8 protein-coding genes and 2 rRNA genes (1 of these 10 only partly in view) are annotated in these 17216 nt (G+C 34.1%); 6 read left to right on the forward strand and 4 right to left on the reverse strand.

Features of this window, described 5'->3' with window-relative positions:
• Positions 1 to 234 precede the first annotated feature (234 nt).
• From ACU4C5_RS04555 to ACU4C5_RS04565, 3 genes are all read left to right on the forward strand, one after another.
• Positions 235 to 5808, forward strand: coding sequence for an alpha-2-macroglobulin family protein (locus tag ACU4C5_RS04555; RefSeq protein ID WP_446845879.1), 5574 nt, complete (start codon positions 235 to 237; stop codon positions 5806 to 5808).
• A gap of 162 nt (positions 5809 to 5970) precedes the next feature.
• On the forward strand, positions 5971 to 8322 hold the full coding sequence (pbpC, locus tag ACU4C5_RS04560; RefSeq protein WP_446845880.1) for a penicillin-binding protein 1C: 2352 nt from the start codon (positions 5971 to 5973) through the stop codon (positions 8320 to 8322).
• Positions 8323 to 8414: 92 nt separating this feature from the next.
• Complete coding sequence (locus tag ACU4C5_RS04565; protein WP_446845881.1) at positions 8415 to 8846, forward strand: hypothetical protein; 432 nt, start codon at positions 8415 to 8417, stop codon at positions 8844 to 8846.
• Between the two features lie 70 nt (positions 8847 to 8916).
• On the opposite strand, the gene ACU4C5_RS04570 is transcribed toward ACU4C5_RS04565, so the two are convergent.
• On the reverse strand, positions 8917 to 9969 hold the full coding sequence (locus ACU4C5_RS04570; RefSeq protein WP_446845882.1) for an endonuclease/exonuclease/phosphatase family protein: 1053 nt from the start codon (positions 9967 to 9969) through the stop codon (positions 8917 to 8919).
• Between the two features lie 135 nt (positions 9970 to 10104).
• Here ACU4C5_RS04570 and ACU4C5_RS04575 point away from each other — a divergent pair, with 135 nt between their 5' ends.
• The 3 genes from ACU4C5_RS04575 (at position 10105) to ACU4C5_RS04585 (ending at position 14780) form a co-directional block, all read left to right on the forward strand.
• On the forward strand, positions 10105 to 12873 hold the full coding sequence (locus ACU4C5_RS04575; protein ID WP_446845883.1) for a carboxypeptidase regulatory-like domain-containing protein: 2769 nt from the start codon (positions 10105 to 10107) through the stop codon (positions 12871 to 12873).
• Between the two features lie 36 nt (positions 12874 to 12909).
• Positions 12910 to 14322 carry a DUF5689 domain-containing protein gene (locus tag ACU4C5_RS04580; RefSeq protein ID WP_446845884.1) on the forward strand — a complete coding sequence of 471 codons (1413 nt, stop codon included), beginning with the start codon at positions 12910 to 12912 and terminating at the stop codon, positions 14320 to 14322.
• A gap of 80 nt (positions 14323 to 14402) precedes the next feature.
• Positions 14403 to 14780 (forward strand): hypothetical protein, encoded by a 378-nt coding sequence (locus ACU4C5_RS04585; protein ID WP_446845885.1) that lies wholly within the window; start codon positions 14403 to 14405, stop codon positions 14778 to 14780.
• A 122-nt stretch (positions 14781 to 14902) separates the two neighbouring features.
• Here the strand turns inward: ACU4C5_RS04585 and ACU4C5_RS04590 are convergent, their stop codons facing one another.
• The 3 genes from ACU4C5_RS04590 to ACU4C5_RS04600 all read right to left on the reverse strand — a co-directional run.
• Positions 14903 to 15070 carry a hypothetical protein gene (locus ACU4C5_RS04590; protein WP_446845886.1) on the reverse strand — a complete coding sequence of 56 codons (168 nt, stop codon included), beginning with the start codon at positions 15068 to 15070 and terminating at the stop codon, positions 14903 to 14905.
• Between the two features lie 139 nt (positions 15071 to 15209).
• Positions 15210 to 15319 (reverse strand): 5S ribosomal RNA (rrf, locus tag ACU4C5_RS04595).
• A 121-nt stretch (positions 15320 to 15440) separates the two neighbouring features.
• Positions 15441 to 17216: ribosomal RNA gene (locus ACU4C5_RS04600) — 23S ribosomal RNA — on the reverse strand; it runs 1057 nt beyond the window's last position.

Here is a 17216-nt window from a genome sequence, read left to right on the forward strand (position 1 = left end):
TTTAAATTTTATAATTATTAGTCTGTTTATTTGCGAATATACTAATAATTAGTCGCTTTAATAAATGATATCACCATTAAAATCATTAACTTTATTTCGTGATTCTTACAACAAAAATTAACATTTTATTAACATTTAAACTACATCTAAAACTTGAAATTTGAACGTAAATAATTAACGAGGAATACCCTACGGTTTCAGGTTCAAAATCCAATATATTAAATTCATCAATCTATGCTATTAAAAAAGCTTTTTGCTATCGTAATGCTTATTACGCTAGTAACATCGTGTAAAAACAAAACTGTAGAAACCGATAATCTTTTTAAATTTAGAGATTACATAAGTTATACATCATCTGGATTAACTTCAATTTCTGAACCCATCCAAATTAATTTAGCAACCGATGTTGAAGGTTGGGAAATGGGACAAGAAATTACCGATAAGATAATAACATTATCACCTTATGTTGAAGGAAAACTTACCGTAGTAAACAAACATACTCTTCTTTTTACGCCAGATGAAACGCTTGAATCAGCAACAGAATATACCGTTAGCGTAAAATTGAATAAAATTTACGATAATATTCCTAGTGAATTTAACAACTACACCTTTCAGTTTAAAACTATTACACCAAATTTTACTATTATTACTAACAACTTACAGTCTTACAGTAAAAATTGGCAATATTTAGAATCTACGTTACGCTCTGCAGATGTGATTTCTCTTGATGATGCAAAACAATTAGCAGAAGCGGCGCAAGACGGAAAAAAACTTTCGCTTATTTTTAATGAAGATAATGAGAAAGCTAAGATTTTTGAATTTAAAATAGATAGTATAAATCGTAAGATTGAAGATAGCGAAATTCTTGTAAAGTGGAATGGAAAACCTATAAAAGCAGATAATGTTGGAGAAAGTAAGGTGATTATTCCTGGTATTAACAACTTTACAATTATTGGTGTTGATGTAATTCAGGCGCCAGAACAATATTTATCTATCAATTTTTCTGATCCTTTAAAAAAACAACAAAACTTTGATGGTTTAGTAACTATTCAAAAAACTAAAAACCCAAAATATATTGTTGATGGAAATGTACTTAAAGTCTATCCTAATTCTAAATTAGTTGGAAATATTCAAGTAGATGTTTTTCAAGGAATTTCGAATACAGATAATTTTAAACTTAAAAAACCCTTTTCTGAAACTATTGCTTTTGAAGAACTAAAACCTCAAATCAGATTAATTAGTAACGGAACAATTCTACCAAATTCAAAAGAACTTAAATTTAATTTTGAAGCTGTAAACTTAAGTGCTGTTGATGTAAGAATTATTAAAATATTTGAAGATAATGTATTACAATTCCTTCAGGATAATAATTTAGATGGTAGTAATAAATACAATATTAGAAAAGTAGGTCGTCGTATTACAAAACAAACTATTCAACTACAATCTGCTGCCGAAAACACCGGAAAATGGAAAGCTTATAGTCTGGATTTATCACACTATTTTAAAGCGGATCCAGGTGCAATTTATCGTGTAGAGTTGGATTTTAATAAAAGTTATTCATTATATGACTGTTCGGTAAACACTTCTCAAACTAATTCTGAAGATGACTATAACGATTACTACTACGAAGAAGATTATTATTACGAAGGCGATTATACAGAAACTGACACCCAAGATGACGATTTAAAAGAAGAAGAATATTGGGATAATCTTACCTACCGTTACAGAGATTACAATTACAATTGGCGAGAACGTGAAAACCCATGTCACGATGCTTATTATAATGAAGACCGCATTGTATCTCAAAATTTATTAGCTTCCAACTTAGGAGTAATTGCAAAAAAAGGTGCTAATAACTCCTATTATTTTGCAGTAACCGATATTATAACAACAAACCCAGAAGCAAAAGCAAAAGTTACTTTATACAACTTTCAACAACAAGAAATAGCATCTAATTTTACAGATAACGAAGGTTTAGTAACTATTGATGCAGAAAAACATGCCGCTTTTGCAATTGTAAATAAAGGACAAAATACAACCTATGTAAAACTTGCCGACGGAAACTCACTTTCACTAAGTAAATTTGATGTTTCAGGAAGTAAATTACAACGCGGTATAAAAGGGTATATATATGGTGAACGTGGAGTTTGGAGACCAGGCGACACTTTACATATTACTTTTATGCTCAATGATGCCACAAACCCATTGCCTAAAAGACATCCTGTAAAATTAGAAATCACAGATCCTAACGGAAAATTAGTTTACAAAAACATAACTGCCGATAATCTTAATAATTTTTACAAGTTTACAGTACCAACTGCGACCGAAGATCAAACCGGAAATTACAATGCAAAAATAGCTGTTGGTGGTGCGGTTTTTCATAAAAGTTTAAAAATTGAAACAATAAAACCTAATCGTTTAAAAATTAAAATCGATTTTGAAAACGATATTCTTACAAGTAACTCTCCTTTACAAGGAACTCTAGATGTAAAATGGTTACACGGTGCTGCCGGAAAAAACTTAAAAGCAGAAATTAAGGCGAAATTCAGTACTTCTTATTCAGGATTTAAAAACTATAAAGATTATACGTTTACCGATCCAACACGAGAATTTAGCACCGAAGAAATTAATGTTTTTGAAGGTCAGGTTGATGAAAATGGATTTGCAACAATAAACAATACGTTGGAAGTTGGCAAAAATGCTCCCGGAATGTTAAACGTTCAATTTTTAGCACGTGCTTTTGAAAACGGTGGAGATTTCTCAATGGATGCCTTTACAAAACAATACGCACCTTACGAATCATTTGTTGGATTGCGTTCTCCAGAAGGAAATGCTTATGGTTCATTTTTTACAGATGAAAATCAAACTTTTGATGTTGCTGTAGTTGATAAAGATGGAAAACCCGTAAAACGAGATAACCTACAAGTAAAAGTTTATAAAATTGAATGGCGTTGGTGGTGGAACTCGTCTTACGATAACTTATCAAGTTATGTATCGAGCACCTATCATAAACCGTATTTAAATACCACAATAAATACAGACGCTAATGGAAAAGGAAAATTAAAACTTAATATTCCAGATGAAGAGCGCGGACGTTACCTTATAAGAATTGAAGACCCCGTGAGTGGGCACGCCACCGGACGTACTGCTTATTTTTACAAAAATTGGTGGAGCAAGTCAGGTTCTGCAGATAAAGAAGCAGCTAAAATGCTTATATTTTCTGCCGATAAAGAAAAATACAATGTAGGAGAAACTGCAAAAATCACATTTAATTCAGGAAGTGAAGGTCGCGCATTAGTAAGTATTGAAAACGGAACTGAAGTTGTAAATTACAAATGGGTAAAAACAAAACAAGGAGAAACTGTTGTTAATATTCCTGTCACTTCAGATATGGCGCCAAATGTATTTATTAATATTTCATTATTACAACCACATGCAATTACGGCAAACGATTTACCAATTCGTTTATATGGTGTAATTCCTATGATGGTTGAAGATCCTAGCACAAAACTAGAACCACAAATAAAAATGCCCGATGTTTTAAGACCAGAACAAGAATTTGAAGTATCGGTTTCAGAAAAAAATAAAAAAGCAATGACGTATACGGTTGCTGTGGTTGAAGAAGGCTTACTAGATTTAACTCGCTTTAAAACACCAAATGCTTGGAACGAATTTTACAAACGTGAAGCTTTAGGTGTAAAAACTTGGGATGTTTATGATGATGTTATTGGCGCTTATAGCGGAAGTATTGATCAAGTTTTTGCAATTGGTGGAGATGGAAGTGCTGCTGGCGGAAAAAATAAAAAAGCCAACCGTTTTAAACCTGTAGTAACCTATTTAGGTCCGTTTACATTAAAAGCAGGTCAAACTAAAACACATACTATAAAATTACCAAACTATATTGGCGCAGTAAGAACAATGGTAATTGCCGGAAATAGTGAAACAGAAGCTTACGGAAGTACAGACAAATCTGTAGAAGTAAAAAAACCATTAATGGTATTGGCATCGCTTCCGCGGAAATTAAGCCCTGGTGAAAAAGTAACACTTCCAGTAACGGTGTTTGCTATGGAAAACAAAGTGAAAAACGTAAAAATAAGTCTAAAATTAAGTAACGGAATATCTATAATTGGAGAGCAAACTAAAAACTTATCGTTTGCAAAACCAGACGAACAGATGACGTATTTTGAATTGGATGTTTCAAAAGCAAAAGGTATAAATACCGTAGAAGTTATTGCTACAGGAAATGGCGAAAAATCAACATATAAAGTAGAATTAGATGTTGTAAACCCAAATCCAATAACCTCTAAACCTATTGATAAAACTATTGAAAACAAAAGCACACAAACTGTAGAGTTTTCAACTTTTGGTGTCGCAGGAACAAATAGTGCCACGGTTGAGTTTTCAACAATGCCTCCAATGGATTTTTCAAGACGTTTACAATATTTAATTCAGTATCCACACGGCTGTTTAGAACAAACGACGTCTAGTGTGTTTCCTCAGTTATTTTTAAGTGATATTTTCGATTTAACTTATGATAAGAAGCAAGACATTCAATCTAATATTGAAAAAGGAATTAAACGTCTTGGGCATTTTCAGCAACCAAACGGAGGTATGAGTTATTGGCTTGGAGAAAGTACAGCCAATGATTGGGGTACAAGTTATGCAGGTCATTTTATGATTGAAGCCGAAAAGAAAGGTTTTGTTTTACCACTAACTTTTAAAAGTAATTGGTTAAAATACCAAAAACAAGCGGCTAGAGATTGGAGACCAAGCTACAAATCTTACAATTCAGATTTAGCACAAGCTTACAGATTGTACACTTTAGCTTTAGCTGGAAATCCAGATTTAGCAGCAATGAATAGACTGAGAGAGTTTTCTGAAATTTCAAATGAAGCAAAATGGCGTCTTGCGGCAGCTTATGCACTTGCAGGGCAAAAGGAAGCTAGTGATAAAATATCAAAATCGGCAAATATTAATTTTACCGCACCAAGATATAATTATTACACCTATGGATCTGTAGACAGAAACCGAGCAATGGCTTTAGAAACTATGGTATTAACCAAAGATTCAAAACAACGAGAAATTGCAGAATACATTGCAAAAGAATTATCTGGAACTAACTGGATGAGCACACAAACTACTGCTTACAGTTTACTTGCAATGGCGAAAATGGTAAATGCAAATGGTGGAAAAGCGATGGATATTAGTTATGCTGTAAATGGAAAAACGGAAACTATAGCTTCTAAAAATGCTATCGCCCAACGTGAATTAGCAGTGATAGATGGTAACAACACGATGTCATTTACCAACAATAAAGACAATGTAATCTTTGTTCGTATTTTAAATTCAGGAAAATTACCATTAGGTGAAGAATTAGCAGAACAACGCGGGTTAAGTGTTTCGGTTCAATATAAAGACCTAAAAGGAAATACTATTGATGTTAGTAAATTACAACAAGGTCAGGATTTTGTAGCAAACGTGAGCGTAAGTAATCTTAAAAGTGAAAACGTGAATGATATTGCATTAACACAAATATTTCCTTCAGGATGGGAAATTGTAAATACACGTTTTACAGCTTTTGGTAGCAGTACAACAAGTGATGCACGATACACTGATATTAGAGATGATAGAGTTAATTTTTATTTCGACTTAAGTAAAAAAGGACAATCTGACACCAAAACATTCAATATTATGCTGAATGCATCCTACTTAGGAACTTATTATTTACCAGGAGTACAAGCAGAAGCGATGTATGATAATGATTATTTAGTAAGAACTAAAGGCGAATGGATTACTGTTGAGAAATAAAAAACCACCTCACCTCAATTTTATTAATTAAAAATAGAGCCACCCCTCCTTTAAAATGGAGACTAATTTAATAAACAATACTAAAAATCCTTCCCTATTTAAGGGAAGGTTCTTTTGGTTTCAATAAGGAAAACAAAAGCGAAAAGGGTGAAATAAATTATAATGAATAAAATAAAAAGTTACATAAAACAGCATAAAATAAAACTGATAATTATCGCTGTACTTTTAATAGCTTACTACTTCTGTTTACCAAAACAATTATTTAAAGACCCTACAGCAACTGTAATTACAAGTTCAGAAAATGATCTTTTAGGCGCAAAAATAGCAACAGACGGACAATGGAGATTTCCTCATAATGATAGTATTCCGGAGAAATTTAAAACCTGTATTCTTCAATTTGAAGACGAATATTTTTACCAACATCCAGGTTTCAATCCTATATCAATTTTTAAAGCTTTACGTGATAATTTAAAAGCAGGTGGCGTAAAACGTGGCGGAAGCACACTTACGCAACAAGTAATTAGGCTTTCCCGAAAAGGGCAAAATCGTACGTATTTTGAAAAGGTTATAGAAATCATACTTTCTACACGACTAGAAGTTAGAGAAAATAAAGATGCTATTTTAGCTTATTATAGTAGTAATGCTCCCTTTGGAGGTAATGTTGTAGGTCTTGATGCTGCTGCATGGCGGTATTTTCATACTAATGCTAATAATTTATCTTGGGCAGAAAGTGCAACATTAGCCGTGTTACCAAACGCACCAAGTTTAATTTATCCCGGAAAAAATCAAGAACATTTACTAAAAAAACGTAATCGTCTTTTAGCAAAGTTAGTGGAACATCAAATTATAGATTCACTAACTTATAAGCTATCTATTGCTGAAGGTTTACCACAAAAACCTTATCCATTACCACAAATTGCATCTCATTTATTACAGAAAACAGCAAAAAATCATTCAGGTAAACGTATACAAACAACTATTAATACTCGTTTACAACAACAGATAAATCATATTGTAAAAACTCATTATAATCAATTAAGTCAGAATGAAATTTATAACGCAGCTGTTTTAGTTTTAGATGTAAAAACACGAAAAGTAATGGCTTATGTTGGAAATACACCTACCGACAAAGCACATCAAAAAGATGTAGATATTATAGATAAACCCAGAAGTACAGGAAGTATTTTAAAACCCTTTTTATACACTGCCATGTTAGATGCTGGTGATATTTTACCACACACATTGGTAAGCGATGTGCCCACTCAATTTGGAAGTTATAATCCCGAAAATTACAATAAAACGTATGATGGTGCTGTTGCCGCAAGTAGAGCGTTATCGCGTTCGCTAAATGTACCTTCTGTAAGAATGCTTCAAGATTTTGGTTTAGATAGATTTCATCATTACCTAAAAGCACTTCAACTTAAAGACTTAAAATATAATGCCAATCATTATGGATTATCACTTATATTGGGTGGTGCCGAAAGTAATTTATGGGATTTATGCAAAAGCTACGCCTCGTTGTCTTCAACATTAAATCATTTTTCGGAAACGGATAGTGAATATTATAGTGGTGAATTTACCGAACCCACTTATTTAGCATCTAAAAATGTTGACTTCGGAAGAAAAACAAATGAAAAAACACTTTTTGATGCAGCATCTATTTATTTAACTTTTGAAAGTTTAAAAGAAGTAAATCGCCCTGAAAGTGATGAAAGTTGGGAGTTTTTTGATGGCTCAAAACAAGTAGCTTGGAAAACAGGAACTAGTTTTGGTTTTAGAGATGCTTGGGCTATTGGAACTACCAAAGATTATGTGGTTGGCGTTTGGGTTGGAAATGCAGATGGAGAAGGTAGACCGGGACTTGTTGGTGTGCAAGCTGCAGCTCCAATAATGTTTGATGTTTTTGATGTATTACCAAATAGCGAATGGTTTAACAAACCTTTTGATGAGATGCAAAAAGTGACTATCTGTAAAAAAAGTGGCCATAGAGCGTCACCAGATTGTGATGATATTGAAGAGCAGTTTATTCAAATTAGCGGACTAAAAACATCGCCATGTCCTTATCACATACTCGTGCATTTAGATAACAGTGAAACCTACCAAGTCAATTCATCTTGTGAAGAGTTAAGTCATATTAAACATAAATCGTGGTTTGTACTTCCTCCGCTAATGGCCTATTATTATAAAACTAAAAATCCGTTTTATAAACCATTACCAAAATATAGAAGTGATTGTTTAGGTAGCAATACAATAACTATGGCTTTTATTTATCCAAAGGAAAACAATAGTATTTTCTTACCTAAAGATTTTGATGGAAAAACAAACGATTTAATTTTGAAAATAGCACACTCAAAACCAGAAACAACACTGTTTTGGTATATTGATAATACCTTTATAGGAAGTACTAAAGATATTCATGACATGGCAATTATACCTAAACAAGGACAACATATTATTACTGTTGTTGATGAATTTGGAAATGAGGCGAAACGTGCATTTAACGTTTCAGAATAGTTAAAAACTTATTATTTGAGTTGGGTAGAGCTTTTAATATGGTTAGAATTATAAAATTCATACATTTGCAACTTAATATTTATTTATAATTTATGTTCTACGATATCATTAAATTTTTACACTCTTATTGGGCTTACATTACCCTTTTTGCTCTAGCAGCAGCAACTATTAATGCTTTAGTTAAATTTTTTGGAAACAAGGAGTTTGCACCAATTGACTTTAGACTTTCGCTTTTTGCATTAATTGCAACACACACTCAATTACTTCTTGGAATTATCTTTTTTGCAGTTTCAGGATATTTTAGTGAAAATTCAATGGGAGAAATTATGAAAACCCCAGCTTTAAGACGTATTGTTATTGAGCATCCTTTTGGAATGGTATTAGCTATTGCAGCACTTACTATTGGGTATTCAAAACATAAAAAGAAATTAACATCTAATCCAAAATTTAAAATTTTAGCTATTACTTATACTATTGCTTTAGCTATTGTACTTAAAATGATTCCTTGGGGAACTTGGTTTTAATAAAATATATTTACCCATAAAAAAGGCGCTAATAATTATATTAGCGCCTTTTTTGTTGAGTTAAAACTCGTTATTTAATTTCTTTAATTAAGTAAACATACACTGGAAAGTGGTCACTAAAACCATCAGTGAAACCTCCGTTAGAGAAACTTCTAAGAGGATATCCTTTATATCTTCCTTTTTTACTTACCAGATAATTTTTACTAAAAATTCCTGCTTTGTAATATCTGAATGTTGAAAAATCTTTTTCTATTAAAGGTTGAGTAATTAAAATCTGGTCAAATAAACTCCAAGCATCTCTATAAGCTGTAGTTCCTAAACCGTCTTTTTTAAACATGTTTTCAAAAGGGTTGTAAATACCTTTAAGTTTTACATCTTCTCTTTCATTTTCAGCTTTCAATACTTTCTTTACACTATCGTTTGTTGGATCGTCATTTAAATCTCCCATAGTAAAAACTTTAGCATAAGGATCGTTTGATTGTAACGAATCTATAATGTGTTTATTCAATTTTGCTGCACCAACACGTTTAGATCTACTACGCGCTTCACCACCACTACGAGATGGCCAGTGGTTTACAATAAGATGAATTAACTCACCATCTAATTCTCCACTAACTAGCAATTGATCTCTAGTATATACACGTTTATGAGTATTATCATCATAAATTAAAAGCTCATGAGAACTTTGGCTTACGGGTTTAAATAAAGCTTTCTCATATAATAGTGCGACATCAATCCCTCTTTTATCAGGAGAATCATAATGGATAATTCCATAATCTTTATCTAATAATTGAGGATCGTTAACAAGATCCACTAAAACTTGAATGTTTTCAACCTCAGACACACCAATAACAGCAGGTGAGTTTCCGGTAACATCTTTACCAATTTCAGCAATTACACGAGCCATATTTTTTACTTTCTTCTCGTAAACCTTTTTCCTATTGGTATTCATCTCCATAATAGGACTAGCCTCATCGTACTTTAAAGGGTCGTTTATAGTGTCAAATAAGTTTTCTAAATTATAAAACGCAATAGTATGAATTTTATACTTTTTCTCTTGAGCGTTAGCACTAAAGCATACTAAGGCAATAAGTAGGAGTAATAATAGTTTTAAATTTTTCATTTCTGTATGTTATGTTATCATTAAAAGAGTACAATTAATGAGCCAAAAGTAGATATTTATTATAAATAATGTAAATTTGCACGCCTTAAATAACTATTATTTAATGCAGGGAAATTATTAATTATAAATTTAAGCATGAAAAAAAGTTTTTTTATTTTCTTATTCGGAATTTTTTCATCTGTAGCAATGTACGCTCAAACTACTACTGTTAAAGGTAGTGTGAAGGATGCTGTTACTTTTGAACCTATTCCAGGTGTAACAATTATTATCGAAAAAACGCAAGAAACAACAACTACTGATGCAAAGGGAGAATTTACTTTTTCTCAAAATTTGCCATTAGGAGAACAAGTTTTAAAAGTTGAAAAGGTAGGATTTGTTACAAAACGTTATCCAATCGTTATTAACGAAGGACAAATTGTAAACATTACAGACATGACATTAGATATTGATGTATCTGATTCTGTTGATTTATTTACTATTTCACTTTCTGACGATGAATTAAATGATGATACAAGTGCATCAGACAACATTTCTGGTTTACTACAATCATCTCAAGACATTTTTCAACGTACAGCTGCATTTGAGTTTAGCTCATCTTTCTTTAAAGTAAGAGGTTTAGATTCAGATAACGGTTCTGTTTTAATTAACGGTGTTGAAATGAACAAAATGTATAACGGAAGACCACAGTGGAGTAACTGGGGAGGTTTAAATGATGTAATGCGTAACCAAGAATTAACGTCTGGGTTAACACCATCAGCTTACAACTTTGGAGGTATCTTAGGAACTTCAAACATAAGCACAAGAGCTTCTAGTTACAGACAAGGTGGACGTGTAACATACTCTTCTTCAAACAGAAGTTACACAAACCGTTTAATGGCGAGTTACTCTTCAGGTTTAGTTGAAGGTGGTTGGGCATATAGTTTTGCTTTAGGAAGACGTTGGGGTAACGAAGGTTATCAAGATGCTTCTTTATATGACTCAAATTCATTTTTTGCGTCTATTGAAAAGAAAATTAACGACAAACACAGTATTAACTTTACATCAATCTATGCACCTAATAGAAGAGGTAAATCATCACCAAACACTCAAGAAGTTTATGACCTTAAAGGAATTAAATATAACGAGTACTGGGGATATTTAGATGGTGAAAAACGTAACTCACGTATTAAAGAAGTTGAAGAGCCTGTATTTATGTTAAACCATTACTGGGATATTAGCAATAAAACAAGCTTAAATACTAACGTAGCTTACCAATTTGGAAAAATAGGAAATAGCCGTATAGATTATGCTGGAGGTGCAAACCCAAGTCCTGCATATTACCAAAACTTACCAAGTTATTTCTTAGGTGATAGTGATGGTCCAGATTATGCAAACGCATACATTGCAGAACAAGATTTCATTAATGATGGGCAAATTGACTGGGAACGTATCTTAGATGCTAACCAAACCAATAACATTAGCGACACAAATGCTGCTTATGTTTTATATGAAGACAGAAACGACGACAAACAAATTACTGTAAACTCTATTTTTAGTTCTGAATTAACAGAAAACATCTTATTAAATGCTTCTGTAAATTACAAGAAATTAAAATCTGAAAACTTCGGTGAAATTATTGATATCTTAGGTTCTAATGTTGGAGCTTTAAATGTAGATTCTTTTGATGGTTTTCAATATGATAACTTAAATCCAGACAGAACTGTTGGTGAAGGTGAAAAATACAGATATAACTATAACCTATATGCTGATGAAATTTCAGGGTATGCACAAGCACAATTTAAATACAACAAAATTGACTTTTACATCTCTGGTAGCTTAACAAACACAACTTACCAAAGAGAAGGTTTATGGGAACACAGTAGATTTGCTGGTGATGAATCTTACGGAAAAGGTAAAGAATTATCTTTCACAGGATACGGAGCAAAAGGAGGATTTACTTATAAAATTACTGGAAAGCACTTATTAGATGTTAACGCAGGTTACATTACAAGAGCACCTTCTTTACGTAACACATACTCTAACTCAAGAGAAAACCACAGTATTGTAAAAGGAATTGAAGAAGAAAAAGTAACTTCATTAGATGCAAGTTATATTTTCCGTTCTCCAATAGTAAAAGCTAAAATAACTGCTTTCTATTCTAAAATTGAAGATGCAAACGAAGTATCATTCTACTACGCCGATGGTTTAAGTGGAGATGAAATTGAAGGAAACGACACATCTGCATTCGTACAAGAAGTATTACAAGGTGTTGACAAAAGACACATTGGAGCAGAATTTGGTATTGAAGCTCAAGTAACACCAACTATTAAATTAAAAGGTGCGGCATCAATAGGTCAATACACTTACGATAACAACCCAGATTTATACTTAACATCTTCTAGCTTTACATCTGAAGATGGTTCAATCTCTTATGGAGAATCTAACTTAAAAGATTACAAAATTGCTGGAGGACCACAACGTGCTGCTTCTATAGGTTTTGAATACCGTGACCCAGATTACTGGTGGTTTGGAGCAACAGCTAACTTTTTCTCTAACGCTTACGTAGATGTTAACCCATTAACAAGAACAGAAAACTTCTATTTAGATAGTGACGGAATTCCTTTTAATGACTATGACGAAGAAATCGCTACAGACTTATTAAAACAAGAAGAATTTGATAGCTACATGGTTGTAAACCTTACAGGTGGAAAATCTTGGAAAGTTGGAGAATACTACTTAGGATTCTTTGCCAGTGTAGGTAACTTACTAGACAAACAATACAAAACGGGTGGTTTTGAACAAGGAAGGAATGCTAACTACCAAGAATTATTAGAAGATAACTCTAAACCAACAAGAACTTTTGGTTCTAAATATTGGTACGGACGTGGTACAAACTACTTCGTAAATGTGTATCTTAGATTTTAAAAAAAAAGAAAAACGAAAAATAAAACACTTACACTTATGAAAACAAATAAAATTTTTACTTTTTTCACGATCATAGCAATGTCATTTGCTGTAACATCGTGTGTGCAAGACGACGACTATACAGTACCAACCAGTTTAGGTAATGAAGAAAATGTAGCAATTACTGCATTAGTAGCAAATGCTACTGAAGTGTCAATGGCAAACGTTAAAGCAATGTACACTGAAGGTGACTTCATTGAAGCTGTTGAACAAAATGTATACGTAAAAGGATACGTATCTTCATCAGACTTAACAGGTAACTTCTATAAAGAATTTTTTATCCAAGATAGCCCAACAAACCCAACAATGGCACTTAAAGTTATTGTTTCTCAATCTGATTCGTACAACAGATACAACCTAGGAAGAGAAGTTATTATCAACTTAAACGGTTTATTCATTGGTGAAGAAAGAGTTGGAAACGGAGTAACTGCAATTGGTGGTGGTATTGAAACTGATCAATATGGTACTACTGTTACAGCTTTAGATGATATTAAATTAACTAACCAAGTTCTTAGATCTGCAGTAACAGAAACTATGGTTCCTAAAATAGTTACTTTTTCAGAAATCTCTGATAACTTAATTGGTGTTTTAGTAAATATTGAAAACGTTGAATTCGCAGATAACTTAGCTGGTGATACTTATTTTGATTCAGTTAATGACTTATACGATACTCAAAGAACATTACAAGCATGTGGTGGTTTTAACTATAGTGAGTTTAAATTAGAAACTAGTGGATTTGCAAACTTCATTAATGAAGTTATGCCTACAGGAAATGGAGACATTACTGCTGTCGTAAACAAAACCTTTGATGGTGCAAGTTTAGTTTTAGCTTTAAATAGCTCAGACGATGTAAACTTCACAGCTGAACGTTGTACTTTATTAGACGATTCTAGTTTTACAGTACTTTTTGAAGAAGATTTTGAATCAGCTGTAAATAATACAGATTTAGATTTTGCAGATTGGACAAACTTCGGTGAAGCTGGAGGATGGTTATGGAGAGAAAAAACTTTCGATGGTAACGGATATACTGAATTTAGTTCTTACAATTCAGGTGATGCTTCTAACATCGTATGGTTAGTAACTCCAGGTATTGACATGGATACACAAGACAACGAATTCTTAAACTTCGAAACTGCACAACATCATTTAGACAACTCAGTAGAAAATACTCTAGAAGTATTCATATCTACAGATTACGATGGATCGAATGTATTAGCAGCAACATGGGAGCCATTAGGAGCTACACTTGCAACAGAAGCTAACTCTTGGTACGAATTTGTTGATTCAGGATTAATCAACATCTCATCTTACACAGGAACAGCTCATATCGCTTTTAAAGTAGTAGGAAACGGCGATGACTTAGCAGGAGGATACCAAATAGATAACTTATCTATCATATCAACTAACTAAGAAATTAAAATAATTTCATAAATTAAAGCCTGCTAATATATTAGCAGGCTTTTTTATTATAAAATATAACACCACGCATAATGACACTATTCGATTCACTTTTTTTCACCATTTTTAACCGTTATAAAGCACAATATAAAAAAAACACTAATAAGATAGGAGTAATATATATAACAATACTACAAGCCTCAATTCTATTCGTATTAGGAGTATTCGTTGCAGAGTTTTTAAATCAAATGCATGTATCAACAATCTCAACAACAAAAGCATGGTCACTATTAATCATCACAACAATTATACTTTATTTTAAAAACTGGATGCAATATACCGGCAGAAACCGTCAAGTACTTAATTCAAAACTCACTAAAAGCAAATTAGAAACACACTCACTAACATTTATCATAGCTTTCCCACTAGGCTGTATATTTATAGCATTATTACTCCTTAAAGTATTATAACATAAAATGGTAACCCAATAAAGTTATCGTTTTTTCATTCATATTATCATAACCTTTTGGGCGGGTTTAAAAAACCGTGCTATCCACTATATCTTTTTATTAGGCATCACAGCCAAAACACATTATACAGTTTTAGGATATTCACTATTATAACAAAGCAAGTCGTTATAATCCCATAAAAAGGATGTCGTTACTATCACTCCCGCAATAACACCAAAGGCATTCTTATAATCACTAATCTCATTTACCACACCAATAAGCATTTCAGTAATAACCCAAAAAAAGCCCATACATTTACGTATGGGCTTTTTTTTATGTTTTTTTTTGTGTGCTGTTGTTTCTTTTATTGAGTTATGTGGAGTTTTTAATAGTCTTTCCTAAAAAAAAGGCATAAAAAAAGTCCTTCATATTACTATGAAGGACTCTTAAAAAAGGCGATGACCTACTCTCCCACAATAATGCAGTACCATCGGCGCAAATGGGCTTAACTTCTCTGTTCGGAATGGTAAGAGGTGAGCCCCATCGCTATAACCACCTTAAATCTTTGGTTGTTATTAATAAGCAACACTAATATCTTAACATATTGAAAAAACGATCATATAGATCACATACATAATAATAAATATTTTTAATAATCCTGTACTTTATAAAAAACAGGCGTACAATAAGCCTATGGGTTATTAGTACTACTTGGCTATGACATTACTGCCTTTACACCTATAGCCTATCAACGTGGTAATCTCCCACGACCCTTTAAAGAAATCTCATCTTGTGGTAGGTTTCGCGCTTATATGCTTTCAGCGCTTATCCTTTCCCAACGTAGCTACTCTGCAATGCTCCTGGCGGAACAACAGATACACCAGAGGTTAGTCCAACTCGGTCCTCTCGTACTAGAGTCAGATCCACTCAAATTTCTAACGCCCACTGTAGATAGAGACCGAACTGTCTCACGACGTTCTGAACCCAGCTCGCGTGCCACTTTAATGGGCGAACAGCCCAACCCTTGGGACCTTCTCCAGCCCCAGGATGTGACGAGCCGACATCGAGGTGCCAAACCCCCCCGTCGATATGAGCTCTTGGGGGAGATCAGCCTGTTATCCCCGGCGTACCTTTTATCCTTTGAGCGATGGCCCTTCCATGCGGAACCACCGGATCACTATGCTCTACTTTCGTACCTGATCGACCTGTATGTCTCTCAGTCAAGCTCCCTTATGCCATTGCACTCTACGCACGGTTACCAAGCGTGCTGAGGGAACCTTTAGAAGCCTCCGTTACTCTTTTGGAGGCGACCACCCCAGTCAAACTACCCACCAAGCACTGTCCCTTCATTGAAGGTTAGACTCTAGATAAGCAAAGGGTGGTATTTCAACAATGACTCCACAACGCCTAGCGACGCCACTTCATAGTCTCCCACCTATCCTACACATTACTTATCCAAAACCAATACTAAGCTATAGTAAAGGTGCACGGGGTCTTTTCGTCCCACAGCGGGTAATCGGCATCTTCACCGATACTACAATTTCACCGAGCTCATGGTTGAGACAGTGTCCAGATCGTTACACCATTCGTGCAGGTCGGAACTTACCCGACAAGGAATTTCGCTACCTTAGGACCGTTATAGTTACGGCCGCCGTTTACTGGGGCTTCATTTCAGATCTTCGAAGTAAACTTCTAAACCCTCCACTTAACCTTCCAGCACCGGGCAGGTGTCAGGCCCTATACATCATCTTTCGATTTAGCAGAGCCCTGTGTTTTTGATAAACAGTCGCCTGGACCTTTTCACTGCGGCCCACATTACTGTGGGCGACCCTTCTCCCGAAGTTACGGGTCAATTTTGCCTAGTTCCTTAACCATGAATCTCTCGAGCACCTTAGAATTCTCATCCCAACTACCTGTGTCGGTTTAGGGTACGGGCTGCTTCTCTCGCTTTTCTTGGAAGTCGATTTGCTAGATTATCACCTTGACCGTAGTCTCAGTGTACTATCGCGGTGTTACCACTCGCTTCAACGTACTATTCCGTCAGTACGCACTAACTTTTCGCCTCCGTCACTTTTAATGAGAGCAGGTACAGAAATATTAATCTGTTGTCCATCCACTTCCCCTTTCGGGTTCGCGTTAGGTCCCGACTAACCCTCAGCTGATTAGCATAGCTGAGGAAACCTTAGTCTTTCGGTGTGCGGGTTTCTCGCCCGCATTATCGTTACTTATGCCTACATTTTCTTTTGTAGCTTCTCCAGCATCCCTCACAGAACACCTTCGACGACACTACAATGCTCCCCTACCACTTATAATAAATTATAAATCCATAGCTTCGGTAATATGTTTATGCCCGATTATTATCCATGCCGAACCGCTCGACTAGTGAGCTGTTACGCACTCTTTAAATGAATGGCTGCTTCCAAGCCAACATCCTAGCTGTCTAAGCAGTTCAACCTC

It is taken from the genome of Lacinutrix undariae (assembly GCF_052934785.1).